The sequence below is a fragment of the Marinimicrobium sp. LS-A18 genome (assembly GCF_000463525.1).
In the GTDB taxonomy this organism is placed as follows: Bacteria; Pseudomonadota; Gammaproteobacteria; order Pseudomonadales; family Cellvibrionaceae; genus Marinimicrobium; species Marinimicrobium koreense.
The window spans coordinates 223,207-248,225 of sequence record NZ_AWEP01000005.1 but is presented as its reverse complement, the minus strand read 5'-3'; the positions used below and the strand labels follow the sequence as shown (position 1 = coordinate 248,225).

Here is a 25,019-nt window from a genome sequence, read left to right as displayed (position 1 = left end):
GTTACTCCTTCCCGTTGCCGGCGTTATCGCGCAGCGCTTGAATACGTTGTTCGAGATTGTCCCAGGTGGGGCGATCGGTGTGGGTGTCGCGCAGGAATGTGAACAGGGCCACCAGATCGTCATTGCTCCAGTCCGTGTAGCCCGGCATCACGACGCCCTGAATACCGGCCTCGTCGGAGATGCCTTCCAGCGTGAAGCGGATCAGGTTGGTCGGGTCATCGGCGGTCACGGCGCTGTTCAGGCTCATGTCCGGGCGCATGATGCTGGGCTCATCCGGGTTGTTGTAGTGACAACTGGCACAGCCGTAGGTGAACAGCTCCTCCCCTCGGCTCAGGGTGCCGGCGCTGCGCTCCTGGGCGGTGCGAATCGCCCGGGCGGCCTGGCTGCCCGCCTGGGCCGCGTCGCTGCCACCGGCAATCGTATGGAAATAGCGGGCCAGGGCCCGAATATCGTCATCGCTGGCCTCAACCAGCCCCTGATGCACCACATCGGCCATGGAGCCGGCGGCGACCCCGTGATAGATGGATACGCCGTTGCGCAGATACAGGAACAGTTCGTCTTCAGTCCAGCCGACCGGGGTGCTGTGGTTGTCGCTCAGCGCCGGCGCGAACCAGCCGTTTACCAAGGCTCCGTCGTAGTCTTGCCCGTCGGCCGCTGCGCCAACAGAATTGCGGGGCGTATGGCAGGCGGAGCAGTGCCCCAGGCCTTCGGCCAGGTACTCTCCGCGGCTGGCATTCTCTTCGAGCGTCGTGCCGTCGAAGTAGAGCAGCTTCCAGCCCGCCTGCAGCATACGAATGCTGAACGGGAAGCGCAGGGTGTTTTCCGGCGGCTCCGCGTTGATGGCCTCGCGGGTCATCATGTAGGCGTAGAGGTCTTCCAGATCCCCGTCGCTGACATTGGCAAAGTGGGTATAAGGAAAGGCGGGGAACAGGTGCGATCCATCCCGGGAGACCCCTTCGCGCATGGCCCGATTGAACGCCTCCTGGGACCACTGGCCGATCCCGGTGTCCGGGTCGGGGGTGATATTGGTGGAATAGAGGGTGCCGAACTCCGTCTCAAAGGCGAGGCCGCCCGCATAGGGCTGATCGGGGTCGGTGGTGTGACAGCTCTGGCAGTTGCCGATGCCCGCCATGACCTGGCCCCGGTCAATCTGCTCCTGCGAGAAGCTATCCGCCGAGGGCGGCGACTGGGGCTCGATACTGCCCTCCCAAGCGAGCAATAACAGAACAATAAAACCCAGGATGATTAAGCCGACAATGCCGACCGCTATGCGTTTGATCACCTTGCATCTCCTTCGTTGGCCTACCGCTCTGCGCAGGGAGCGCCAGTCGCGGCAGGGGTATCGCTGAGGACAGGTCTGGAAACCACGGTATTACCGGTACTGCTTGTTATCGTTTCAGTGTAGACCATGGGTACGGATTTGCGCGCCCCAGCGATCAGGGCACGTCTGCCGGGTCGACATTGTCGTAGGAAGGGTAGGTGGTTCGGAAACGCCGGCTTGACCGAGCTGCTATGCTGAACCTATCCATTCTGAAAGAGAGGTAGTTATGACCGATCAACCGTTTCTGACCGATGTGAAAACCCTGCGCGAACGCGCCAGGAAGCACATTGAGCAGGGGGCTGTCACCGAGGGCTACAAGGCCAACCGGGACAATGTGATAAAGATTCTCAACGAGGCCCTGGCCACCGAGATCGTCTGCACCCTGCGCTACAAGAGCCACTACTATCGCGCCGAGGGCATCAACGCCGAAGTGGCGGCCCAGGAGTTTCTGGAGCACGCCCAGCAGGAAGAGCAGCACGCTGACTGGCTCGCCGAGCGCATCGTGCAACTGGGCGGCAAGCCTAACTTTTCCCCGGAAGGGCTGCAGACCCGCTCACACGCGGAATTTGTGGAAGGCGATACCCTGCGGGAAATGGTCGTGGAAGACCTGGTGGCCGAACGCATCGCTATCGACAGCTACCGGGAAATCGCCGCCTACCTCGGCGACCAGGACCCCACCTCCCGCCGCATCATTGAAGACATCCTCGCCCAGGAAGAAGAGCACGCCGACGACATGGCCGGCCTGCTGGAAGGCCTCGACGGCAAGTAACCTTGCAAATAACGGTGGATCGGCCCGACGCATGCCACAACACCCGCGTAGGGCGGCATAAGGCCGAAGGCCGCATCCGCCACAACCCTGCGTATGCCACAACACCCGCGTAGGGCGGCATAAGGCAAAGGCCGCATCCGCCGTAACCCAACTTCCCGTACCGCGTCTTCGGCTAAAGCCTAGGATGAAGTCAGCAATGGAAAAGCGGTATTTGGGTAAACGCCATAACCCGAGCGGTGTTCCTGCTTATTGGTGCCAGCATGGACGAGCAGATTCCGCGACTTTAAAAACTCGAGCCTTATCGGCGACTGAGTCGCTGCCAATCAGTACGCCCAGCCGGATAATCAGGATTTTGCGTAGCCAACGGATGTAATGTGATAAGCGTCACAAATCCCCTCTTGCTGTGCCAAGCCGATCAATAGATACTTCGAACCTCAGCGCAATTATCACTAACCGTGATTGAAAAGGAGATTCAAGTGTATCGAATTAACGCGTCCGTTGGTAAGTTTGGTCGAAATCTCAGCCGGGATGTCAAGACGGTTCAAGCCTTGATTAACGTGTACTGTCGCGTGGTGAATCGCACAGAAGTCAGGATCAATGGGCTCAGCTCCGAGTCATTGGAGCAGCAAATAGCTCACTTTCAATCGGATTATCTGAAGCTCGGACGGTTGGTGGATTCTCGCGTTGATCCGAATGGGCGGACAATAAGGGGGCTCAATCAGATTCTGTCTGATTGTTTCAAACCTCTGGCCGTCTCGCCACCGAGCAAGGGGTTGCTCACCTGGAGCGCAGAGGGAAACGAGGGCGGTCCATTCCACAGCCGAAAATTGCATGTCCCCTCAGCATCATCCGGCCTTACCATTGGTCGTGGTTACGATTGCCGCCGAAAGTCAGCTCGCCAAATTACCCGCGACCTGGTTGGTTGTGGCGTAGCCGGGAGTGATGCTGCGGTCTTTGCTCGGGCCTCAGGCCTGTCTGGGAGGGGTGCAGAAGAGTTTATTATTGATAACGACCTTCTGGACTTTCAGGTAACCCCTGAGCAACAAAAGGCGATTTTTAATGTGAGTTATCAGGCCGAGGCGGCCGAAGTGCAGCGAATCTGCGCAAAGCAGGATGTTGTAAAACTATATGGTGAGACGGACTGGAACTCGTTAAATGCCGTAATTCGTGACGTCACCATTGATCTCAAATTTCGTGGTGACTATACCGGAGCCTCCCGGCGGTTTCTGCAAAAAAGCATCGCTGATAACAATTTGGCAGCTTTTTCTGGACATATTAAAGATTCTTCTCGGTGGCCTGGTGTTCCGTCCGACCGGTTTCAACGCCGAGTGTCGTTTGTGAACTGTACCGCTCCCCAATAACCCTACGTTTTCACTCAGGTGTATGATGAATAACCTTAAGCCATTGCTTTTTCTGATACCGGCATTATTTCTCTTATCTTGCAGCGTAGCGGAGAAGTCCAACGCCGATCAGGCCTTTCTCCCGCTTTCCATTGACCAGGTGGAAACCTACCGGGTGGAAGAGTATTTGCTACGGCTGATAAAACACAACATGGAGCTTGAGCCTCGCTTTGAGTTGGAGCTGATTGAGCCGGATGAACCAAAAGGGGTGGACCGGCGAGAGCTCACCTCTGTCACCCTGAACGGGGAAACGCTGAACTTCGCCGAGTCAGCAGGGGTTTTTGTTGAATCAATGGGAGTAAACAGCAAGGGCGCCACCTTGGTGCTTGAATACTTTCACCAACGTGGCGGTAAGGAGCGAATCGAATGTGTCATCCCCGTCGTGGACGGAAAAATAGCGCCACCAGAGTGCCGTACAGAGTGATGTACGCCCCCCCCTGTATGCTCTGCAGGCCGGGCCTAGAATGGTGGATGGCGGCCTTAGGCCTCCGATACGTCGGACCGATCCACCCTACGGTCCGTGCCGAGTCGAACCGCTACTCGACGACTACCGCAAATGAATCGGCTCCAGCGTATCGCCTTCGGGCAGGATCCGCCCGATGATCCGGGTGTGAGGGTAGCCCAGAGAATGTAGCGCCGCCACACAGGCGTCGGCCTGGTCGGCAGGCACCGAGGCGAGCAGGCCGCCGGCGGTCTGGGGGTCAAACAGCAGCGGGTAACGGGGATGGTCGACCCACCGGTCCTGATCCTTGATGGCGCGGCGCAGGCGGACGTTGGCCGGTTGCAGGGAGCTGAGTACGCCAGCGGCGACGGTCTCTTCGGCGCCTTCCAGCAGCGGCAGTACTTCCAACTTCAGTTCGGCGTCCACGCCCGAGGCGCGGGTCATTTCCACCAGGTGGCCGAGCAGGCCGAAGCCGGTCAGATCGGTGCAGGCCGTTGATCCATATTCGCGCAGGCATTGGGCCGCCAGTCGGTTGGAAACGCACATGCTGGCGAGCGCCGCGTCGATCCAGCGGCCTTTGATTTTCAGTTGCGGCAGGGCCGCAAACAGGGTGCCGGTGCCGATGGGTTTGGTGAGCAACAGCACTTGTCCCGGCTGCAGGCCACCTTTGGTCAGCGCCGTGTCGTTTTCATCAATCAGTCCGTTGACCGCAAAACCCAGTGCCAGCTCTTTGCCCTCGCCGGTGTGACCGCCCACCAAGGTACAGTTGGCATCGTTCAACACCTCCAGCGCGCCGGTCATCATCTGGTACACCGTGTCTTCCACTTTCGATTCCAGCCCCTGAGGCACTGTGGCCACCGCGGTGGCGGTCTGAGCTTCGGCGCCCATGGCGAACACATCCCCCAGGGCGTGATTGGCGGCAATTTTGCCGAACACATAGGGGTCGTCAACAAAGGCGCGGAAAAAATCGATGGTGTGGACCGCCGCTTTGCCGGCGGGAATTTTCACCACAGCGGCATCGTCCGGCGCGTGCAGGCCCACCAGCACTTCGTCCCGCTCCACGGGCTTGAGGGTGGAGAGGGCGCGGGACAGCACCGTCGCCCCCACCTTGGCTCCGCAGCCGCCGCAGCGCATGGCGATGGCGGAGATGGCCTGGTCCTGTTCGTCTTTTTCCAGTGGCACGCGGCTCGGCTTGGTCGGTGCCATGGCCTGCTCGTCTATCGGCGGCAGTTCGTTGAACTTGGCCATGAAGCGCCGGTCAATCGAATCCTTCCAACGCCATACCCAATCGCCCGCCGCGTAAAAACCACCGCGGGACGCGACTGCGTGCTGGTTGCCGGTGCTGATCAGAGCCAGCCATTTTTTCTGGGGACGATAGGGCTTGAGTGGTTGACCCAGCACGGCCCGGCGCAGGTTATCCGCCAGCGGGCGTCCCTGGCGCACGGCAAACACGCCGGCTTTCTCGCGGGGATGATTCACCTGGGTGGCGATATCCCCGGCGGCAAAAATCTTGGGGTCATTCATGGATTGCAGCGTGTCGCGCACCTGCATAAAGCCGTTGTCGTCCAGTTCCAGACCGGTCTCCTTCAGCCAGGGGGCACCGCCGGCACTGGTCACCCAGACCACCTCGTCCGCCTCGTGCCAGTAACCGTCTTCGGTGTGCAGTCGCCCCGCATCCACGGCGGTCACTTCGGCGTTGGTGTAGAGGTTGATCTCGCCCATCGCCAGGGCCTGATGAAAGTGATTGCGCACCTTCTGGTTGTGAGTGGGCAGAATTTTTTCATCGCGGGTGTAAAGGTCGAATACCAGTTCTTCAGGGTTGCGCCCCATGGCCTGAAGCTCCCGGGTCAGGCGATATTGCATGGCAAGCACCAGCTCCACGCCGCCCGCGCCACCGCCCACCACAGCCACCCGGGTGGTGCCGGAATGATGGATCACCCGGTCGAGCAATTGCTGCCAGCGGTCATTGAACTGATAGATGGGTTTGACCGGTACCGCGTGCTGCTCCGCGCCGGGCACCCGGCTGACCTGAGGGGTGGAGCCGATATTGATGGAGAGCAGATCGTAGGGCACCGGCGGCCGACCGCGGCAGATGACTTTCTGATTGGCCCGATCAATATTGACCGCTTCATCACTGAAAAACCGCGCGCCGGCAAACTCCGCCAACCGGCGCAGATCAATGTGCACTTCATCGTAGCTGTAGTGTCCGGCAATATAGCCGGGCAGCATGCCGGAGTAGGGCGTGTGCGTATCCCGGCAGATCACCGTCAGCCGCACCCCGGGCTCGGGTTTCATGGCGAAGCGTTTGAGTACCCCCACATGGCTGTGGCCACCACCAATTAACACGATATCGCGCAGGATGGGTTGTTCGGGTTGATGCATGAGCGGGCCTCGGTTCGCTGCAACGGGGTCAAAGACTTCCAGCATACACTATGCTGAGTGTTCGCTCATCTACGGTGCGGGTGTCGGATTACGCTTCGCTAATTCGACCTACTTGGCGCTCGCTGCGAGACTTCCCGTAGGTCGGATCAGCCGCAGGCGTAATCCGACAGCAAGCGCGGTAGTCAGGGTCACCGCCTGGAACGGTAGCTCTTTTTGATCCGGTACCAGACCTGCTTCGCCCCTGTTGGCGAACGACTGAGAAATCCTTAGTAGTTGCCTCTCAAGCGTGACTTTAGGGGCAGGTGTATCGGTCGACTGAGAGCGCTCAACTTCTTCTCCACAGGCTTGCTTCGGCCACAGTATGCTGGTACTTGCGGGCGGTTTCCCGGATCACAAAGGGGATATCCCGGGTGGGTTCCAGCAGCGCAAAGTCCGGCTCCAGGTGGTGGCGCAGGCCGTCGAGCATGCGGACCGGTTGCCCTTTTTTTTCGAGCCCGCCGATCCAGCGTTCCCGAGGGGTGAACTCCGGTAGCAGGGTATAGGGGGAGGTGATCATCAGCAGGCCGCCGGGTTGGATCAGTGCGGGCAATTGCGCCAGAAACGCGGCCGGATCGGGCAGACGATCGATCAGGTTGCCGGCGAAGATCAGATCGAAGCGGCCCAGGGTGTCATCCAGTGCGCAGGCATCGCCGACCTGAAAGCGGGTGCGCCCGGCGGTGTTGCTCAGTTCCAGCGCTGCGAGATCCGCCGTTCGGCGTTCGATAAGCTCGCCCTCGAGGGTGACCTGATATTGAATCTGGCCCTGCTCGGCCAATCGGGTGGCGCTGTCGATAAAGCGTCGGGACAGGTCGATGCCGATGACCTCGTCGAACCGACGGGCCAGTTCAAAGCTGCTGCGGCCCACGGCGCAGCCCAGGTCCAGTGCCCGCGCGGTTGTGCCGGTGTGGTGGGCCAGGGCCTGCTCGATACAGGCCTTCGGGTAGTTGGGTACGTCAAAGTGACTGGGGCCGTAGTGGAAATCCAGGTATTGGCCGAGCAGTTCGTCGGTTTCGTAGGGGTTCTTGTTGGTCATGGGCTCTGGTCGGTTATGGATTAGTTGTCGAGGGCGCAGGTGCGAAAGCCCACAAACACATCGTGTCGATTGGGCAGGTAGGCCTGGCGGTAGCTGCCCCGGATCAACCGCGATGAGGTGCCGCAGGAGCCGCCTTTGGTGACCTTGTGGTCGCCAAACTGCAGGGTGGACATGAAAGGGTACATATCGATGGCAAAGCCGTCATAGGGGAAAAACTGGTCGCTGGTCCACTCCCAGAGAGTGCCCAGCATCTGGCGGCAGCCGAAGGGGCTGTCACCCCCGGGCAGGGCGGTGACTGGCTGGCTGGCCAGACCGGTACCGTCCATATCCACCCGGCTTGAATCCAGCGTATCCCCCCAGGGGTAGCGCCGATGCGGCTCGCCGGGACGGTTGCCCAGGGCGGCCACTTCCCATTCGACTTCTGTGGGCAGGCGACGGCCTGCCCAGCGGCAGTAGGCCTCGGCCTCCCAGTAGGTCACATGCTTGACCGGGTAGTCGTCGTGGAGGGGGCGCCATTGATCGAAATGCCGCTCTTCCCAGCGGTTTTCAGTCTTGCGCCAATAATAGGGGTGGGCTGGGGTGCCACGCTGGGGTTCGCCGCTGCCGAAATTCAGGTCCTGTTCGGTAGCCAGCCATTTGCGCCCGCCTTGGGTCCAGAGCTCGGGCCGCTGGTAGCCGCCGTCCTCCACAAAGCGCCGGAAGTCGCCGTTGCTGACCAGGGTTCGGGCAATACGAAAGGCCGGGACGTCCACGTCAAAGCCGGGCTTTTCATTATCGAAGGCAAAATCGCGCCGGGCGTACTCGGGGGAGTGGGCCGGCATACCGATGGTGTAGCGCCCGGCGGGGATGTCCGCATCGCCCAGAACTGCGGGATCAGCGCTCGCGGTCAGTTCGGGGCGGCTGCCCGGCGGCACCGGGTAACCCTCGGTCTGGCGGCACCAGATCATTGACTCCAGGTGCATGTTCTGGTGGAAGATGGCGTATTTGGTCAGGTAGTGGACCTGATCCGTGAGGGGCTGCTCCAGGATACGCTGGCGCATGGCCTGGTGAATGACGTCCACGTAGCGCAGGGTGTCCGCCTTGCCGGGAAACAGGTCGGCCCGCCAGCGGTCTTCGTGGTCCAGGTGGAAGGAGTCCCAGATTTCGTCCATTGAGGGGTCGTAGGAGGCCACGCCGTCCAGCGCCTTGCGCACAAAGACTTCGTAAAAGAAGGCGCAATGACCGAACTCCCACAGCGGCGGATTGACGCCGGGGTGGTAGGGCACCTGAAGGCGGTCATCGCCCAGGGCTTCCACCAATTCGTGCATCCGATGATGGGTGTCGTCCAGCGCCTGCAGCAGACTGTCTCGGTCGTCCATCGCGAACTCCTCAAAATGGCATGACCGGAAGACGATAACACATTGCCTGAATAGGCGCCCCGTTGGGCGGAAAAACAGGCAATTTCGGGGATCCCTTGCTATAATCCCGCCCTTTTTCCATTTCCCGGTCTGTGCCGGGGCCTCTGGCCGGGGGTGGCTTGACCACCGTCCGGCAGTGTTTATTGGAGATCACTATGGCAGGCAATGTGGCGGCAGCAACGAAAGTGGCCATTGTAATGGGGTCAAAGTCCGACTGGCCCACCATGGCCGAAGCGGCCCAGATTCTGGATACCCTCGGGGTGGCTTACCACGCCGAGGTGGTGTCGGCTCACCGCACTCCGGACAAAATGTTCCAGTTTGCCGAAACTGCGGCAGACCAGGGCTACAAGGTGATTGTGGCCGGTGCCGGCGGCGCCGCCCACCTGCCGGGGATGATTGCCGCCAAAACCATTCTGCCGGTGCTGGGCGTACCGGTGCAGAGCAAGGCCCTTAGTGGCCAGGACAGCCTGCTGTCCATCGTGCAGATGCCCCGGGGCGTTGCCGTGGGTACTCTGGCCATCGGTGGTGCCGGTGCCTTCAATGCCGGCCTGATGGCGGCCCAGATTCTGGCCACCGACGATGCCGAACTGGCCGGACGGATCGCCGCCTGGCGCCAGCAGCAGTCGCAGACCGTACTGGACAATCCCGATCCGAGGAGCGAATAAGCCTCATGAGTGTTCCGCGTATTATCGTGGCCGGTAACGGCCAGTTGGGCCAGATGCTGCAGCAGGCCGCCGCGCCCATGCAGATCGAGGTGATGCCGGTCAATCCCGCCAGTGATGACCGGCTGGAGCTACGCGACAGCGATGTGATTACCGTCGAGCTGGAGCACTGGCCGGACTCTCCGCGCGGTGTGCAACTGAAAGAACACCCGAATTTTCTCAACGCCACGGCGCTGCACTCGGTGATCGACCGGGAGCGGCAGAAAAGCCTGCTGGATCGGCTCAATGTACCGACCGCCCCCTGGGTGTCCCTGGGGGACGAGGCGGGCATTGCCGCACAGCTCGATGACCTTGGCCGCCCGGCGGTGATCAAGCGCCGCCGCGGGGGCTACGACGGTCGTGGCCAATGGCGCTGGCAGCCGGGCGAGCCGGTGCTGGCCGAGTGGGCCAATGAGTGTATCGCCGAGGCGATGATTCCCTTCAGTCACGAGGTTTCTCTGGTGGGCGCGCGCAATCGTGCCGGCGAGAAGGTTTTCTATCCGCTCACCCGTAATTGGCACGAGAGCGGCATATTGCGGGCGAGCGTGGGCAATCTGGACGTGCCCGCCGAGCAGCAGCAACTGGCCGAGGAATGGCTCGGTCGTATTATGGATGATCAGGGCTATGTCGGTGTGATGGCCATGGAGTGCTTTGTGGAAGAGGGGCACCTGTTGGTCAATGAACTGGCACCCCGGGTCCACAACTCCGGCCACTGGACTCAGGCGGGGGCGGATATCAGCCAGTTTGAGCTGCACCTGCGCGCGGTGGCTGACCTGCCGCTGATCACCCCGGAGGTCTATGGCGTGACCATGATGTACAACCTGCTCGGGCGGGATTGGCGCACCGAGTGGCTCGGGGTGACCGGTACCCATGTGCATTGGTACGCGAAGGAAATTCGCCCCGGGCGCAAGGTGGGGCATGTGAATCTGCACCGGCCCAATGTGGAGGCCTTGATGGACAGCCTCAAACAGATGCAGGGGCAGGTGGATGCCGAGGATCAGTGTGTGTTTGATTGGGCCTTGGCGCAGTTATAAAGCGTGATGGTGGATGACGGCCTTTCGGGCCTTATCCACCAATGAATCAATGGTATACCCCAAGAGCGGTATGGTTTGGCCGGTCCTTGGGCAGTAGATTGGGGGTATGGGAGCGGCGGGGTTGTGTGTTGGTTACGGCGGATGCGGGCTTCGCCCTTATCCGCCCTACACAGCCTGCCGTGGTTCGCGTAGGGCGGATAAGGCCAAAGGCCGCATCCGCCGTAGCCGGGGGTGACGTAATGACACCGGCTTGACCAAGGTCAACGCAACGTCGTTCCCGCCGCCCTAGACTAACGCCCACGTCAACAAACCGAGCCACACCATGTCCTTATACCAAGAGCCTCTCGCCTGGGATCAGTCCGTCATCGACCGCTACGACCTGAGCGGACCGCGCTACACGTCTTATCCCACCGCGCCGCAGTTCCGGGACGACTTCTCCCGCCAGCAATGGCTCGAGGCCGTGGAGCGCAGCAATCGCAGCGGCAAGCCTCTGTCTCTGTACTTTCATATTCCCTTCTGCGACACCCTCTGCTTTTACTGCGCCTGCAACAAAATCGTGACCCACAAGCGCAGCCGCGCCATGCCCTACCTGGAGCGTGTGGATCGGGAGATGGCCCTGCAGGCCGAGGTGTTCGATACCGATCGCCCGGTCAGCCAGTTGCACTGGGGCGGTGGCACACCGACCTACATCAGTGAAGACGAGATGACCTGGTTGATGGATGCAACCCGCCGGCATTTCCAACTGCTGGATAACGACGAAGGGGAGTACTCCGTGGAGGTACACCCGGGGCGAATGTCGGTGGGCAAACTGGTTCACATGCGTCAGCTGGGGTTCAACCGGGTCAGCATGGGGGTGCAGGATTTCAATCCCGAGGTGCAGCGTGCGGTCAACCGTTATAACAGTGTCGAGCAGGTACGCGAGCTGGTGAATGTGGCGCGGGATCAAGGTTATCAGTCCATCAGCATGGATCTGATTTACGGCCTGCCGCTGCAGACCCGTGCCAGTGTGAAAGAAACCCTGGATCAGGTGATTGACCTGGGCCCGGATCGGTTGTCGCTGTTCAACTATGCCCACTTGCCGCACCTGTTCAAAAGCCAGCGCTTGATTCACGAATCGGATCTGCCATCGCCTCAGGACAAACTCGCCATTCTGCACGAAGCCATTGAGCGTCTGCAGGCGGCGGGTTATGTGTATATCGGCATGGATCACTTCGCCAAGCCGGACGACAGCCTGGTCAAGGCGCAGCAGGAAGGCCGACTGCAACGCAACTTTCAGGGTTACTCGACTCACGCCGAGTGTGATCTGATCGCCTTTGGCGTGTCGGCGATCAGTTATTACGGTAGCACCTACATCCAGAATGCCAAGAAAGTTGAGGAGTATCAGACGCGCATCGATGAAGGGCGCCCCGCGTTGATCAAAGGCGTGCGCCTGCAGCCCGAAGATCATTTGCGCCGCGCGGTGATCAACCAGTTGATCTGTCACTTCAAGCTCAGCTTTGGCCAACTCTACGAACGCTTTGGCATCAACCCCAATCAGTATTTTCGGGATGAACTGGCCCAGTTGGCGCCCATGGTGGAAGACGGATTGATCGAGGTTACCCCGGCTGGTATTACCGTGCTGAACAAGGGGCGGCTTTTGATTCGTCGCGTGTGCATGGTCTTCGATCAATACCTGGATACTGGCAACCAGATTCGCTATTCGAAAGTGATCTGAGCCAATCCGTGTACAATGCTTCCCAGTACTGATCGGGAGGCGTGTGGTGGCACTGTTCTGGCTGTTTTTACTCACCGGGGTTCTGGTGGCGGCGCTGGTGTACGCCCCGATTCGTCGCTATCGACATAGCCGTGCACTGGCCGAGCAACCCCTGCCGGCCAGTTGGCAGCAGTGGCTGCAGGACCGCTGGTGGTTGTACCCCTACCTTCCCGAGCCGGTGCGCCTCAACCTGCATCGTCAGTTGCAGGTGATGCTCGCCCATACCCGTTTTTACGGCTGTAATGGCCTTACCGTGACTGAGCCTATGCGCGTGCTGACCCTCGCTCAGGCGGCGTTGATGAATGCCGGTGAAGGTCGCATGCAATGGTCGGGGTTTCCGGTGGTGCTGCTGTATCCCGAGGCATTCGTGCGCGAGGGTGAGGTGGCTGATGAATTGGGGTTGGTCGCCTATGAGCGTCAGGAGCTGCTGGGGGAGTCCTGGGAGCAGGGCAAAGTGGTGCTCTCCTGGGCGGACATTGAGCAGGACCTGCGCGGCGAAGACAGTCACTGCCTGGTGATTCACGAATACGCCCATCAGTTGGATGGTTACGACGGCGTGATGGACGGTACGCCACCGTTGCGCGATCCCCAGAGTGTTCAGCGATGGGCTGACATCATGTCCGCGGCCTTCGATGATGTGAGTCAGTCGAATTCTGAATCGGCGCAAATGATTGATTCATACGCCGCAACCAATCCGGAAGAATTTTTCTCGGTGGTCTGCGAAACATTTTTCGTGCGTCCGGAGACTTTGTATTACGCCTATCCCCTGGTGTACCGTGAGTTAAAACAGTTGTTCCATCTGGACCCTTTTCTGTGGGTCCGCTGACCCGTCGAGCCTCCGTTTTCTGACAATATTTTGACGTCTGCTTTCCGTTATAACTGCTACAGTTAACAGTAGTCGGGTTTTGAATGGCTAAAAGTTTCATCTGATTTGTATCTATTAATCAGATATCAGCTCTGTGACGATAAATTGCAGTCTTGCTCACGAGTTTGGTAGGAAACCATGTCTAAATCGCTGTACAGAACGGAAACAAAAGTGTTGCTGGAAGTGCTGAGAGAATTGCGCTCTGAGGCTGGCTTGACACAGACACAATGTTCACAGGCACTGGGTCGACCTCAGTCTTTCATAAGTGATGTGGAGCGCGGTGTTCGTCGCCTCGACCTGATCCAGCTACTGGACTTGTGTCGGGTGTTCGGGGTCAGTCTGCGCACCTTGATACGCCGCTTTGAAGCACACCTGGCAAGGCACGACCTGGCCCCGGTGGATGAAGAGGAGTAGCTGACCGGGGCTTCTCTCCCTATTTGTATATCTGAATAGTAGATACTACACTCTCCCTTGAATGGCCCACTCGTTCGGCTTTTATGCGGCCAGAAATCTCATAACGCTTTTTTGTTCTAAGCTTGTAGTGGATGGTCATCCGTCTCCCGCCAGGGGGCGGACTTGGGAGGGGAGAGAATGGATATTGCAGAGGGTTTACGGAAGCGCAGCCATCTGGCGACGGTCAATATTCTGGCCGGTCCGCAGGCCATACGTCATTTATATTGTCTTCTTTTTATCCTGGCGCTGCTGGCGCTCGGGACTTTGACGGTCTATCAGACCGGCGGTACCGCGTACGCCTACCCCTACCTGATGTTGATCCCTGTTTTGTTCGCCTCGGCCTGGTACGGGCTCGCCGGCGGACTTTTCTCTGCGCTTCTGGCCAGCTCCCTGATGGCGGTGATGCCGCTGAATGTGGAGCAGGCGGTGATGCAGGAGCCGGTCAACTGGCTGCTGCGCATGGGGCTGTACCTTTTGCTGGGCGGCGTCGCCGGCGGCCTGTTTCAAAGCCTGCGGGGCGCCTATCGCGAACGGGAGGCGCTGGTGCGCACCGATCCTCGCTCGGGCCTGCCCAATCAGGTGGCCCTTGATCAGGATCTTCACGCCTGGAAGAACAGTGAGGGGTGGCGAGAGGCACCCGTTGGGCTGATCATTGTTCGCCTGACCGACATTACCGACGTGCTGGAGGCCATGGGGGCGGATGCGTCGGATGAGCTGGCGGGGCTCGTGGGCGAGCGTCTGCGCCACCTGGTTGGTGGTGACTCCAGTGTGTACCGGTTCAGTGTTTCGGAGCTCATTGTGCTGTTGCCCGGGGCCGATGAGGTGTTACTTCAGGCAATGGCCCGGCGCATCATCGAGGCCGGGGAAGATAACCTGGTCGTTCAATCGGTGCCGGTCCGGGTGCAGCTGGTCCTGGGCAGTGCTTTCAAATCGGGGCTGGGGTCGGCGACGGATGAGCTGATCAGTGAAGCGAGGATTGCACTCTTCTCGGCCATTCGTAAAGGCGTGAGCTACTGCCCTTACGATTCCGACTTGTCCAAGAAAAAGCTGTCCCATATTACTCTGATTTCCAACGTCCGGCGCGGGCTGGAACGCGGCGAGTTCGAGCTGCACTACCAGCCCAAGGTACGTCTGCGTGACGGTGCGCTGGTGGGCAGTGAAGCGCTGATCCGCTGGCGTGACAGCGAACGTCAATTGATTCCCCCCGGCCAGTTTATGCCCAAGGTGGAGGATACGACCTTGATTGCGCCGGTGACCGAATTTGTCAGTCGGGCGGCCTGTGAATTTGTGGCCTGGCAGTCCCACCCGGTCAGCATCAATTTTTCTGCCCGTAATCTGATGGATGAGCGCATGCCGGCTTATCTCGAGCAGCAGGTCCGTCGCCTGGGGGTGGCGCCGGCGCACATTGAAGTCGAGGTAACCGAAAGCGCTCTGATTCAGAATTTGCAAGCGGCTCGAGTTGCAATTGAGCGGCTCAGAGCCATGGGATTTTCAGTCAGTATCGATGACTTCGGTACCGGCTTTGCCTCGTTTGAGTATCTGCAGCACCTACCGATCACCGGGATCAAGATTGACCGGGCGTTTGTTCAACCTCTGGAGAGCCAGGAACGCTCCCGCAAACTTATGGCCAGCCTGGTGGATATGGGGCACGCCCTCGATCTGGTGGTCACCGCCGAGGGGGTTGAAAATGCCGAGCAGTACCGGCTGCTCCGGTCGATGGGTTGCGATCAGGTGCAGGGGTTTTTCTTTACGCCCGCCTTACCGGGTCGGCAGTTTGCTGCCTGGTGTGAGCACTATCGTCCGGTGTATGACTGATGCCCTATCGGTTTTCCAACCGGTTGTAATCCAGTAGTCCTGCCCGTACCCCCGCGCGCTCACGATATAGCGCGTGGATGTCGTCACTGATCTCCCAGAAGTTTGGATCGCTCCGGCGCACCCCGTAGCGATCCTTCAGTTTCCGGTAATCCCGCTCTTCGCTCATGGCACGCACCTGATTCACGAAGGCCGGAATGTCCCGCTCATCCATCATCATAAAGCTGTTCGGGTAACTCCCGATGATGCCCGCCGCCACACTCAGTGTGTCTTCCTGCGGCAGGCGCCGCTCCTGCTCCATAAACAGCGATGACAGGTTGCTGTAGGCGTTGTGGTGAATCAGTGTGAACAGCGCGCTATCGGGCACATAGATGACCGTTGTCGGAGGCAGTACCCGCAGGGCCTCTCCCTCCAATGAGTGCAGTGTCTGCAGCCCTTCTCTGGTGCGCTCATTCAGCGCCAGTTCGTCCAACTGGTGCTCTCCGGAGAGGACCGGCTCAAGCCGCCTGGTCAGTAACTGGTAGAGTCGCCGTTGATGGTCCTGGCCCGACGGGTATTCAAGAGCGGTCTCTACCTGGAGGTTGTTCTGGTAAACGTCCAGGTATTCCTTGAGGTCTTCTTCGGCGTCCCGATACCAGTGGGCAATGGTCGGCTCCTGGACTGACTCGGGCAGGAAGTTGATGAAGTTCATCTCACCCTCCATGCGCAGGAAGTCCATATACAGCCGGCTCAGCAGTTGGTGGGAGGTGTTCCCGTAGACATCAAAGCCCGCCACCAGCAGGTAGTGAATCCGCTCCAACAGGGGGTAGTCGATCACCCAGCTGGTTTTCGGCTCGGGCCCGATAAAACCGCGGTGCACACTGGCACTGTCGGTGTGTCGGAAAATGGTCAGCGCGGCGTTGGTGTTTTGGCCTTCGCCATTCCAGATCATGTCCATGGTGAGCGGTTCATGCTCGCCAAACTTGTTGGACAGGTGGGTGGCTTTGGCGGCCAGGTAATCTTTCTGTAACTGTGAGTAGCGCCGCCAGTTGGTCATCGGCAGCAGGGTGTTGCCGACCCCGGCGGGCAGTTGCAGGTGATCGCTGTTGTTGGCCAGAAACTCGCCGTCCCATTTGTCGGCGGTAAACGCCGGGTCGACAAAGCTCACCCAGAAGTGATCCTGAATCACATTGAGCGCCACCTGACCCCGACACACCGGGCCCTTGATGAAATTCATGATGGTGAACTCGGCTTCATCCAGCAAAAACTGGTAGCGGGCCTTTACTGGCAGATCCACAAAGGTCGCAAAGGGATTGGCCGCCTGTTCGGGCTGGTAACCCGGCAGTTCGGTGACCGCGTAATCCGCGTTCAGAAACCATTCTTGCCATCGGGCCATGCGCTCAGGCGTCAGGGCGTAGGGCAGGTGGTTTTTCACCACAATGCTGCTCGGGTCCCGCCAGAGACGGTAATACACCCGGTCCACCCCCGGGTCATCGAAGGGGCGGCGGGTGCTGATGCGCTCGATGGGCTCACCGGGGGGCGTGCTGGAGCGGACCAGTTTGAAAAACACCTTCGGGTTCGGCTCAAAATGCAGATTGGCCAGAAAGAGGTGCTCGTACAGGTAGCGGTTGGTTAACCGCGCTTTGAGGGAATCGGCATTAAAAAATTGCTCCCACTGCTGAACGGTCTGTTGCAGCTCGGGGCCAATGGCTTTGGGGGCACCGGCGGGGGCGCCATCTTCCAGCCAGTGGATGAGGCGGTTGTGCTCGCGCTCGGACAGCCCCGGTAGCCCGTAGGGCATGCCCCACAGCGGGTAGTCCGCGGCATAGCTGTCGAAGGTCTCGGCCTTGGGACAGTGCCAGTCTCGGTTGAGGGAAAAATCGAAACTGTCGGGCAGGACGGCCTGGGTGGGCAAGGGGTGCTGCTGTTTGAGCTGGAGCATGCGCGCGAGCACGCTGCCCCGCAGATTGGCTTCGGCACTGTCCGCGCGCTCGTTGATGACCGGAAAGAAACCTTTCTCGCGCCACTGCGCGGTGCTGTCCGCATCTTCAAACAGCCGGGTGAGCTTGGCACCGATCAGGCGGGTACCGTCGTACACCTTGTCCTCGTGGGCGCCCCGGAACAGGCCTTCCCGCGCTTCCATTTTCAGTTGACAGGGCGCGTCGTAACAGCCGTGACAGACGGTACAGCGGTGCTCGAGCAGCGGTTTGATATGTTCCTGGAACCGGTCGTCCTCCGACGCATTGCGCAGTGGCTCCCGCGGGGTGGGGGCGCCATAGCGTTGATTCCACAGTTGGTGGCCGATCGCGCTGCAGCCAATGACGATCAGTATGAGCGTCACCAGTGAGCCCCGGGTCAGCCAGTGTCCGGTTGCCATGGGAAGATCCTTGGTCGTGCATTATCCCGGGAGTATAACAGGCCGTGGTTTACATCATTCGGATAAGCACCGATACTGAGCGGCGGCCTACACCAGACCGGAGAGAAAGTGCCTGTGAGTGACCACCAGCCTGCCAAGCCCGAGGTTCTGTACCCCGATTACCCTCGCCTGAGCCGGGTTTACGAACAATTGAACGACGATGAGGATGCACGGGTCTGTAAGGATATTCCCGAGGACGCCTGCCGACATCAACCGCGCAACTTTTTTGCCTACCTGGTCGCCAACACCTTCAGTAAAGTGGCGGATGAGCTCTCCAGTGCCCGACTGATCCTGCCCTGGCTGCTCGGCGCGGCCGGGGCCTCATCGGGGTTCGCCGGCTTTCTGGTGCCGATCCGCGAGGCGGGGGTGTTGATTCCGCAGCTGATGGTCGCGGCTTTTATCCGGCGCCTGGCCCGGCGCAAAGTGGTCTGGCTGTTGGGTGCTTTTCTGTCCATGCTGGCGCTGGCGGCCATGGCCCTGGCCGCCGGGACGCTGCAGGGCTCCGAGGTGGGCTGGGCCGTCGTCGGCGCCCTGGTGGTGTACAGCCTGGCTAGGGGACTCTGCTCGGTTGCCGCCAAAGATGTGCTCGGAAAAACTGTCTCGAAAACCCGGCGCGGTGCGCTGATGGGCTACTCGGCCAGCGTGGCCGGGGTGGCCACCTTGCTGGTGGGCCTGTATGCGGAATTTGGTACGGGGGCCGAGCCGGTCAATCTGACCCTGTTTCTCGGAGGCGCGGCGGCGTTATGGTTGCTGTCTCTGCTCGCGTTCAGCCAGATTCAGGAAGCGCCGGGGGCGACGGAGGGCGGCGGAAATGCGGCCAGCGTTGCCCTACGCAGTCTGGGTATCGTGTTGACCGACCGGGACTTTCGGCGCTTTGTGCTCGCCCGGGGGCTGTTGCTGAGTATCGCGCTGGTTCCGCCGTTTTTTGTGTTGCTCGCTCAGGAGCACGCCGGCAGCAGCGCGGCGGGGCTGGGGCTGATGATCATTGCCAGTGGCCTGGCGGCCAGTCTGAGCTCGCCGGTGTGGGGCCGACTGAGTGACCGCTCCAGCCGTTGGACCATGGCGCTGGCGGCCTTTGGGGGTGCGATACTCTGTGCCGTGACGGCACTGCTGGCGTGGCTGGAGCTGACGCTGCTCACCTCGCCCTGGGTGCATGCACTGTTGTTCTTTGGTATCAGTATCTGTCACGGCGGGGCACGCTTGGCCCGCAAGGTCTATCTTGTCGATATGGCCACCGCGCAGACCCGCGCGCAATATGTGGCGGTCAGCAACACCCTGATCGGGCTGGCACTGCTCGCCCTCGGTAGCGTAGGGCTGCTGACCGCGTGGATCGGTGTCGCGGGTGTGATTGCATTGCTGGGCGGGATATCCCTGATCGCCGCCCTGTATGGACTCAATTTGAAAGAGATCAGCGGCTGAACCGCTGATCCCCTGTTGTAGAGGCAGTTAACAGTATGGCGAAGAAAGAGGAAAACAAACTGCAGCAGCCCGGTGCTCACCTGACCGTGCGCAATGCCACCCTGGCGGATGTGCCCGCCATTGTGGCGCTTGCTGACCGGGTATATGGTCCGCTCAAAATGGAAACCTACCCGCGCGCGGCGATCGTCGGGCAGATCAATAACTTCCGCCAGGGGCAGATCGTGGTCATGGTGGGGGATGCCCTGGTGGGTTACTGTGCGACTTTCCGCATCTCCGGTGATGTGGCACTGAAGACGCACACCTGGAATGAAATTACCGGCAACGGTTTTGCGTCCCGTCACGACATCCATGGCGACTGGTTGTACGGTATGGAAGTCTGTATCGATAACGCCTATCGCGGCTATCGCATCGGCCAGCGTCTGTACAACGAGCGTAAAAAGCTGTGTCAGTCCCTGGGTCTGAAAGGCGTGGTGTTCGCCGGGCGAATGCCCAACCTGCACAAACGCCTGAAAAAAGTCGGTTCGGTAGAAAACTATATCGATCAGGTGGTGCACAAGCAGATCAAGGACCCGGTCCTGTCGTTCCAACTGCGCAATGGCTTTGAGGTGATCGGGGTCATTCCCAATTACCTCGACGATGATACTGAGTCACTGAACTACGCCGCCCACCTGGTCTGGTACAACCCGAAAGTGCCTCAGGAAGATGAAAAGCCGGTGAAAAAATACGGCGTGCGGATGCCCGACGTCGTGCGCATCGCCACCGTGCAATATATGCAGCGGCGGGTCACGTCGTTCGCTGAGTTTCTGAAGTACATCGAATACTTTGTCGACGTCGTGGCGGATTACAAAAGCGACTTTGTGGTCTTTCCGGAGCTGTTGACGCTGCAGCTGTTGTCGATTGAGGACCAGGAACTCTCGCCTTTCGAGTCGATTGAGGCGCTGACCAAGTACACGCCCCGTCTTAAAGATGCGTTCCGGGATATGGCACTCAGCTACAACGTCAATATCATCGCCGGCTCGCACCCCACTCGGGTGGAGAACGGCCGGATTGAAAATATTTCCTATATTTTTCTGCGCGACGGTCGGATTTTCGAGCAGCCCAAAATTCACCCCACGCCGAACGAGCGCTATTGGTGGGACATTGAAGGTGGTAGCAGTCTGACCGCCATCGATACCGACTGCGGCCCGATTGGTGTATTGATCTGCTACGACTCGGAGTTCCCGGAGTTGGCGCGTCACCTGGCGGATCAGGGGGTTCAGATTCTGTTTGTACCGTTCTGCACCGATGAGCGGCAAAGCTATCTGCGCGTGCGCTACTGTTGTCAGGCCCGTGCGGTGGAAAACCAGATGTACGTGGTCATGTCCGGTAACGTGGGTAACCTGCCCAACGTCTCCAATATGGACATTCAATACGCGCAAAGCTGCATTCTGACGCCCTGTGACTTCCCCTTCGCGCGGGATGGCATTGCGGCAGATACAACGCCCAATGTCGAAACCGTGGCGTTTGCCGACTTGCGTCCCGAGTCATTGATCATGGCCCGCAACAGCGGCACCGTGCAGAATCTGAAAGATCGTCGGCACGACCTGTACCGGATGCAGTGGCGAGGGGATAAAAAGCAATAGTTGTTTCAGAACTCCAGGGATGGGGCCCTTGATGACAGACCAACAATAATCTGATTGAGGAGCACGTTGATATGAAGCATCGAGAGTCTCGCACCGTGGGTGCCATTTGCCTGGGGCTGGCAATTCTGTTTCTGGTGTTGGGCGATTATCTGTTGAGTGTGCCTTTGGCTGTATACGGCACCCTCTGCTTTGTTTTTCCGGAGAAGCTGTTTGCGACCCGGGAGCAGCTCGACGCGGTACGCAAACGCCGTAAGGACAAAAGCGGTAAGCGGCCCATCACGCTCCCCTGGTATCAGTCCCCGGTGATCGTGGGAATTGTCATCGCTTCGGTGATTTTTGGTTACTATGCATTAGCGTAACGGTGCTGAGCATTAGCGTGACGGTACTGAAAAAAGTGAGCGCGCAGTGATCGCAACGGCGCGCTCACTCTTCAATGTCCCGGCATCACTGACGACTATAGTGGCGGTTTTCGTCCGACAACGGCGAACACGATCGCCAGCACCACGCCGACCACAAAAAGAATCCAAGCGATGTTGGTTGCGGCGCCAGCAATGCCGCTCAATCCCAGTACCCCGGCAACAATGGCAATAATCAGAAATAAAAATGCCCAGCTGAACATAAGCAATCTCCTTTGACGATGCAGGTTTTGTGAGTATAGGCAAAAAAAGCGGCCTTCACAGGATTGGATGTAAGGAAGGAGGAAAGTTGCATTCGAGGGCGAAAGTTGTGAATGAAGTCTCATTTGGCGCCTTGTTCCGGCGGCGACTGTTGAATTCCGCAATCTTGGCCTAAGATAAACAGTACCGTAGGGTTTTGGCAGAAAATGGCTTGTTATTGCTGTATTTCGCGCCAAAACATCAAACATACGGCACCCATGGGGCAGCAATAAGCCCTTTTTTATCGAATGAAGGAGTCAACACCATGAATGAAGAAAACCTTCTGACCAAGCGCGTCCGCTCACTGGCCCTGGCAATGTTTCTGGTTCTCTCCGGCGGTGCTTTCCTGACCGGCTGTGATCAAGGGCCTGCAGAAGAGGCAGGCGAGAAGATCGATGACGCGGTGGATGATGCCGGTGATGCAATGGACGATGCTGCAGATGAGGCCGAAGATGCCGTTGAGTAAGTAGTCACTGTAGCAGTAAGCGCCTCGAGTCACTATGGTGGCTCGAGGCGCGCTCTTCCCCCCCCCCTCTCCATACCATCCTCCTTGTCCTTCAGGTGTCACTCAGTCAAGCCTTGTTCTGGTGCCTCCTTGCGCAGAATTGCACCGTATTGGTGCGGAAGAGCGTGTTCCTGTCCTGCGGAAACGGCGCAAAAGCGCTATTTTGGCGCCTTTTAAGGTTGGCATTCATATTGCTCACTCTTTAGTACACAGAGGGTTCGATGGGACCACCCCGTTGAAGCAACTCAGTAAAGACAATTTGACCAAGGCGCTGCGGCGGATGATGCAGTGCTGAATAGGCCGCTAGGGTTCCGGCGTGATGACTTGAACAGGTTCAGGTTCGCGTGTCTGGTCCGAGAGCAGCCGACCTTACACGGGAATTTTCAGTGCAAGGTTACACGGCGGGACAAAAGCCCGGGAGGTTCGCGATGGCGCTGTCGCCATTGAATCCTCGTTCATGAAACCGTGTAACCGCTGGAGGTTCATCATGTCAGGCACCACACCGTATTACTCTCCCTCTCCGACCCACTGTTGTGGCAAGGTAAAAACCCCCGGGTTTTTCCTTGTCACCTTTTTTTGTCGCCTCGCCCGAACCCTTCCCGCTGCTGGCAACCGGTAATTGAATACCGGTCCGGACCCAATTCATCCACGCTGAGGTAAGCATGAAGCGACTGATCAACCAACAACCCAATCGCGTTGCCCGCTGGCTGCTGGGGCTGCTGCCATTTCTGCTGTTGTTGGCCCTCTATGTGGGGGCGTCCAACGCGCGTCTGGCGGAAAATCCCAACGACAAGTTGTTACCCTCTTTTGACAGCTTTGGTGCGGCGATCGAACGACTGGCGTTCGAACCCAGCGCCCGAACGGGCGAGTACCTGTTCTGGCAAGACACCCAAAGCAGTCTCCAACGCCTGGCCATTGGCGTGACCATCAGCGCCGTATTCGCACTGGTGTTCGGGGTGCTCAGCGGTGCCATTCCCTATGTGCGCTCCAACCTGTCGCCTTTGATGACGGCCATTTCTCTGGTACCACCCATGGCCATATTGCCCATTCTTTTTATCGTGTTTGGCCTGGGTGAGTTGTCCAAAGTCATGTTGATCATCATTGGCACGGCGCCGTTTTTGTGTCGCGATATGCAGCAGCGAGTGCAGGAAATTCCCGCCGAGCAGATCATCAAAGCGCAAACCCTGGGCGCCAGCAGTTGGCAGATCATCCAGCGGGTGATTCTGCCTCAGATACTGCCCCGCCTGCTCGCCAGCGTGCGCCTGTCTCTGGGATCGGCCTGGTTGTTTCTGATTGCCGCCGAAGCGATTGCCTCCACCGATGGACTTGGTTACCGCATTTTCCTGGTACGTCGTTACCTGTCCATGGATGTCATCCTGCCCTATGTGGTCTGGATCACAATTCTTGCCTTTGTTATCGACCTGTTGTTGCGGTTGCTTTCGCGCCGTTGCTTCCCCTGGTTCCACGCACAAACTGGCAGCGGCCACTGAGGTGTTATGAGTTACATCAAAATTGACAAGCTGTGGAAGCGCTATGGTGACACCGTGGTGCTGGAAAATCTGAACAAAACCGTGGAGCGCGGTGAGTTCATTACCATTGTCGGCGCATCGGGCTGTGGCAAGACCACCTTTCTGAAATTGTTGCTGGGCACCGAGTCTCCCTCTCAGGGAGGGATCGAACTCGATGGCAAACCGCTGGTGGCGGAGCCCGGTGACGATCGCGGTATCGTGTTTCAGCGCTATTCGGTATTCCCGCATATGACGGCGCTGGAAAACGTGATGCTCTCCATGGAGTTTGAGCGCAGCCCGCTGATGGCGCGTCTGTTTGGTCGGGCCAGCAGGCAGGCCCGGCAGACCGCGGAGGACATGCTGGAGGCGGTGGGGCTGAGTCACGCCCTGCACAAATACCCCCATGAATTGTCCGGCGGTATGCAACAGCGACTCGCCATCGCCCAGTCGCTGATCAAACAGCCACGCATCCTGCTATTGGATGAACCGTTCGGCGCACTGGACCCCGGCATCCGGAAGGACATGCATGAACTGGTGATCAAACTCTGGCGCGAACTGAACCTGACCGTATTCATGATCACTCACGACATTCAGGAAGGCTTCTATCTCGGCACCCGGCTCTGGGTGTTCGACAAAGACCGGATTGATCCGCACGAACCCGAAGCTTACGGCGCGCGGATAACCTATGACCTGCCGGTGGGTGAGACGGACGAAGCATTGCTGAAAACCATTGACGACAACCTGAATCAAACCGAACAGAAAAAGGAGACGCTTCACCATGGCCAATGAAGCTCTGTACGAGTACACCCTGCCACCGGCCAGCCACTGGTCCCTGCGCTTGCGGCGCGGCACCGCGCTGGAACTGACCGACCTCGAGGGCGGCGCCAACGTCGGTATGTTGTTTTACAACCCGGAAAATCTGCTCGAACGCTATAACGCGCCGGATACCCTCAAGTGTCAACACACTTTCAAACTCACCCGCGGCCACTGCCTTTATTCAGACATGGGCCGGATTTTCGCCTCCATCGTGGAAGACAGCCTGGGCTGGCATGAAACCGTCTGCGGCACCAGTAACGCGCAGCAAGTGGCCGAGCAGTGGGGCAAACGCGACTACCAGAACGACCAGAACCAGTGGCACCAGGACGGCACCAGCAGCTTTTTGGTGGAGCTGGAAAAGTACGGACTGGGCCCGAAAGACCTGGCCGCCAACCTAAACTGGTTCAGCAAAGTCGCCCCGGATGCCGAAGGCAACCTGGCATTGGCTGAGAACCACTCGAGCGCGGGCAGCCGCGTCCTGCTGCGCTTTGAAATGGACACATTGGTGGTGCTTCACTCCTGCCCGCACCCAATGAACCGCGAGCTTGAATACCCACGCAAGCCCGTGGGCATCCGCCTGCTGCAGGCCGACCCGGTGACCGATGACGACTACTGCAAAAACTTCCGCCCGGAAAACCGCCGCGGCTTTGAAAACAACCGTCTCTATTACCTGGGCGCATGAGTCAGGGCAGAGGAG

The 25,019-nt window shown here is 59.2% G+C and carries 22 protein-coding genes and 1 riboswitch; of the genes, 16 read left to right on the top strand and 6 right to left on the bottom strand.

The genetic code is table 11. The features are described from left to right. Position 1 precedes the first annotated feature (1 nt). The gene (locus N645_RS0108980) at positions 2-1,282 is read right to left on the bottom strand and encodes a cytochrome c (RefSeq protein WP_024461176.1); all 1,281 of its coding nucleotides are present in this window, start codon (positions 1,280-1,282) and stop codon (positions 2-4) included. Positions 1,283-1,547: 265 nt separating this feature from the next. On the opposite strand from N645_RS0108980, the gene N645_RS0108975 reads away from it, so the two are divergent. The 3 genes from N645_RS0108975 (at position 1,548) to N645_RS0108965 (ending at position 3,914) form a co-directional block, all read left to right on the top strand. After that, positions 1,548-2,090, top strand: coding sequence for a bacterioferritin (locus N645_RS0108975; RefSeq protein ID WP_024461175.1), 543 nt, complete (start codon positions 1,548-1,550; stop codon positions 2,088-2,090). Between the two features lie 476 nt (positions 2,091-2,566). After that, the gene (locus N645_RS16840) at positions 2,567-3,451 is read left to right on the top strand and encodes a hypothetical protein (protein ID WP_024461174.1); all 885 of its coding nucleotides are present in this window, start codon (positions 2,567-2,569) and stop codon (positions 3,449-3,451) included. Between the two features lie 25 nt (positions 3,452-3,476). After that, positions 3,477-3,914 carry a hypothetical protein gene (locus tag N645_RS0108965; RefSeq protein WP_024461173.1) on the top strand — a complete coding sequence of 146 codons (438 nt, stop codon included), beginning with the start codon at positions 3,477-3,479 and terminating at the stop codon, positions 3,912-3,914. Positions 3,915-4,037: 123 nt separating this feature from the next. On the opposite strand, the gene selD is transcribed toward N645_RS0108965, so the two are convergent. The 3 genes from selD to senA form a co-directional block, all read right to left on the bottom strand. Beyond that, a complete protein-coding gene (gene selD, locus N645_RS0108960; protein WP_024461172.1) occupies positions 4,038-6,314 on the bottom strand; it encodes a selenide, water dikinase SelD in 2,277 nt (758 codons plus the stop codon). A gap of 325 nt (positions 6,315-6,639) precedes the next feature. After that, positions 6,640-7,386: a putative 4-mercaptohistidine N1-methyltransferase gene (locus tag N645_RS0108955; RefSeq protein WP_024461171.1), complete on the bottom strand. Its 747-nt coding sequence runs from the start codon at positions 7,384-7,386 to the stop codon at positions 6,640-6,642. A gap of 20 nt (positions 7,387-7,406) precedes the next feature. After that, positions 7,407-8,744, bottom strand: a complete 1,338-nt coding sequence (gene senA, locus N645_RS0108950) for a selenoneine synthase SenA (protein WP_024461170.1) — start codon at positions 8,742-8,744, stop codon at positions 7,407-7,409. A gap of 194 nt (positions 8,745-8,938) precedes the next feature. On the opposite strand from senA, the gene purE reads away from it, so the two are divergent. The 6 genes from purE to N645_RS0108920 all read left to right on the top strand — a co-directional run bounded on the left by purE (position 8,939) and on the right by N645_RS0108920 (position 15,404). Then, entirely contained in the window at positions 8,939-9,448 is a 510-nt protein-coding gene (purE, locus tag N645_RS0108945; protein ID WP_024461169.1) for a 5-(carboxyamino)imidazole ribonucleotide mutase, read from the top strand. Positions 9,449-9,453: 5 nt separating this feature from the next. Next, positions 9,454-10,518 carry a 5-(carboxyamino)imidazole ribonucleotide synthase gene (purK, locus tag N645_RS0108940; protein WP_024461168.1) on the top strand — a complete coding sequence of 355 codons (1,065 nt, stop codon included), beginning with the start codon at positions 9,454-9,456 and terminating at the stop codon, positions 10,516-10,518. Positions 10,519-10,840: 322 nt separating this feature from the next. Beyond that, positions 10,841-12,232 (top strand): oxygen-independent coproporphyrinogen III oxidase, encoded by a 1,392-nt coding sequence (gene hemN / locus N645_RS0108935; protein WP_024461167.1) that lies wholly within the window; start codon positions 10,841-10,843, stop codon positions 12,230-12,232. A 46-nt stretch (positions 12,233-12,278) separates the two neighbouring features. Further along, positions 12,279-13,097, top strand: a complete 819-nt coding sequence (locus N645_RS0108930) for a zinc-dependent peptidase (RefSeq protein ID WP_024461166.1) — start codon at positions 12,279-12,281, stop codon at positions 13,095-13,097. 177 nt (positions 13,098-13,274) lie between these two features. After that, on the top strand, positions 13,275-13,550 hold the full coding sequence (locus N645_RS0108925) for a helix-turn-helix domain-containing protein (RefSeq protein WP_024461165.1): 276 nt from the start codon (positions 13,275-13,277) through the stop codon (positions 13,548-13,550). A gap of 177 nt (positions 13,551-13,727) precedes the next feature. After that, positions 13,728-15,404 carry a bifunctional diguanylate cyclase/phosphodiesterase gene (locus N645_RS0108920; RefSeq protein WP_024461164.1) on the top strand — a complete coding sequence of 559 codons (1,677 nt, stop codon included), beginning with the start codon at positions 13,728-13,730 and terminating at the stop codon, positions 15,402-15,404. A 4-nt stretch (positions 15,405-15,408) separates the two neighbouring features. Here the strand turns inward: N645_RS0108920 and N645_RS0108915 are convergent, their stop codons facing one another. After that, positions 15,409-17,757: a fatty acid cis/trans isomerase gene (locus N645_RS0108915; RefSeq protein WP_036160728.1), complete on the bottom strand. Its 2,349-nt coding sequence runs from the start codon at positions 17,755-17,757 to the stop codon at positions 15,409-15,411. Between the two features lie 114 nt (positions 17,758-17,871). Here N645_RS0108915 and N645_RS0108910 point away from each other — a divergent pair, with 114 nt between their 5' ends. The 3 genes from N645_RS0108910 to N645_RS0108900 all read left to right on the top strand — a co-directional run bounded on the left by N645_RS0108910 (position 17,872) and on the right by N645_RS0108900 (position 21,196). Then, the gene (locus tag N645_RS0108910) at positions 17,872-19,215 is read left to right on the top strand and encodes an MFS transporter (RefSeq protein ID WP_024461162.1); all 1,344 of its coding nucleotides are present in this window, start codon (positions 17,872-17,874) and stop codon (positions 19,213-19,215) included. A 35-nt stretch (positions 19,216-19,250) separates the two neighbouring features. Continuing rightward, positions 19,251-20,837, top strand: coding sequence for a carbon-nitrogen hydrolase family protein (locus tag N645_RS0108905; RefSeq protein ID WP_024461161.1), 1,587 nt, complete (start codon positions 19,251-19,253; stop codon positions 20,835-20,837). Positions 20,838-20,908: 71 nt separating this feature from the next. Continuing rightward, a complete protein-coding gene (locus N645_RS0108900; RefSeq protein ID WP_024461160.1) occupies positions 20,909-21,196 on the top strand; it encodes a hypothetical protein in 288 nt (95 codons plus the stop codon). 95 nt (positions 21,197-21,291) lie between these two features. On the opposite strand, the gene N645_RS17725 is transcribed toward N645_RS0108900, so the two are convergent. Next, entirely contained in the window at positions 21,292-21,456 is a 165-nt protein-coding gene (locus tag N645_RS17725; protein WP_024461159.1) for a DUF1328 domain-containing protein, read from the bottom strand. A gap of 302 nt (positions 21,457-21,758) precedes the next feature. Between N645_RS17725 and N645_RS0108890 the strand changes: the two genes are divergently transcribed. The 4 genes from N645_RS0108890 (at position 21,759) to N645_RS0108875 (ending at position 25,004) form a co-directional block, all read left to right on the top strand. Next, positions 21,759-21,959, top strand: a complete 201-nt coding sequence (locus tag N645_RS0108890) for a hypothetical protein (protein WP_024461158.1) — start codon at positions 21,759-21,761, stop codon at positions 21,957-21,959. Between the two features lie 331 nt (positions 21,960-22,290). Continuing rightward, positions 22,291-22,421, top strand: a riboswitch (guanidine-I (ykkC/yxkD leader). Between the two features lie 239 nt (positions 22,422-22,660). Beyond that, positions 22,661-23,488 (top strand): ABC transporter permease, encoded by an 828-nt coding sequence (locus N645_RS0108885; RefSeq protein ID WP_024461157.1) that lies wholly within the window; start codon positions 22,661-22,663, stop codon positions 23,486-23,488. A 6-nt stretch (positions 23,489-23,494) separates the two neighbouring features. Continuing rightward, positions 23,495-24,295, top strand: coding sequence for an ABC transporter ATP-binding protein (locus N645_RS0108880; RefSeq protein ID WP_024461156.1), 801 nt, complete (start codon positions 23,495-23,497; stop codon positions 24,293-24,295). Continuing rightward, positions 24,285-25,004: an urea amidolyase associated protein UAAP1 gene (locus N645_RS0108875; RefSeq protein ID WP_024461155.1), complete on the top strand. Its 720-nt coding sequence runs from the start codon at positions 24,285-24,287 to the stop codon at positions 25,002-25,004. The genes N645_RS0108880 and N645_RS0108875 overlap by 11 nt, the downstream gene beginning before the upstream one ends. Positions 25,005-25,019 lie beyond the last annotated feature (15 nt).

Coding starts and splice junctions, on each gene's coding strand:
- N645_RS0108975 (WP_024461175.1), top strand. CDS start 1,548: ATGACCGATCAACCGTTTCTGACCGATGTGAAAACCCTGCGCGAACGC.
- N645_RS0108965 (WP_024461173.1), top strand. CDS start 3,477: ATGAATAACCTTAAGCCATTGCTTTTTCTGATACCGGCATTATTTCTC.
- selD (WP_024461172.1), bottom strand. CDS start 6,314: ATGCATCAACCCGAACAACCCATCCTGCGCGATATCGTGTTAATTGGT.
- N645_RS0108955 (WP_024461171.1), bottom strand. CDS start 7,386: ATGACCAACAAGAACCCCTACGAAACCGACGAACTGCTCGGCCAATAC.
- senA (WP_024461170.1), bottom strand. CDS start 8,744: ATGGACGACCGAGACAGTCTGCTGCAGGCGCTGGACGACACCCATCAT.
- purE (WP_024461169.1), top strand. CDS start 8,939: ATGGCAGGCAATGTGGCGGCAGCAACGAAAGTGGCCATTGTAATGGGG.
- purK (WP_024461168.1), top strand. CDS start 9,454: ATGAGTGTTCCGCGTATTATCGTGGCCGGTAACGGCCAGTTGGGCCAG.
- hemN (WP_024461167.1), top strand. CDS start 10,841: ATGTCCTTATACCAAGAGCCTCTCGCCTGGGATCAGTCCGTCATCGAC.
- N645_RS0108925 (WP_024461165.1), top strand. CDS start 13,275: ATGTCTAAATCGCTGTACAGAACGGAAACAAAAGTGTTGCTGGAAGTG.
- N645_RS0108920 (WP_024461164.1), top strand. CDS start 13,728: ATGGATATTGCAGAGGGTTTACGGAAGCGCAGCCATCTGGCGACGGTC.
- N645_RS0108915 (WP_036160728.1), bottom strand. CDS start 17,757: ATGGCAACCGGACACTGGCTGACCCGGGGCTCACTGGTGACGCTCATA.
- N645_RS0108905 (WP_024461161.1), top strand. CDS start 19,251: ATGGCGAAGAAAGAGGAAAACAAACTGCAGCAGCCCGGTGCTCACCTG.
- N645_RS0108900 (WP_024461160.1), top strand. CDS start 20,909: ATGAAGCATCGAGAGTCTCGCACCGTGGGTGCCATTTGCCTGGGGCTG.
- N645_RS17725 (WP_024461159.1), bottom strand. CDS start 21,456: ATGTTCAGCTGGGCATTTTTATTTCTGATTATTGCCATTGTTGCCGGG.
- N645_RS0108890 (WP_024461158.1), top strand. CDS start 21,759: ATGAATGAAGAAAACCTTCTGACCAAGCGCGTCCGCTCACTGGCCCTG.
- N645_RS0108885 (WP_024461157.1), top strand. CDS start 22,661: ATGAAGCGACTGATCAACCAACAACCCAATCGCGTTGCCCGCTGGCTG.
- N645_RS0108880 (WP_024461156.1), top strand. CDS start 23,495: ATGAGTTACATCAAAATTGACAAGCTGTGGAAGCGCTATGGTGACACC.
- N645_RS0108875 (WP_024461155.1), top strand. CDS start 24,285: ATGGCCAATGAAGCTCTGTACGAGTACACCCTGCCACCGGCCAGCCAC.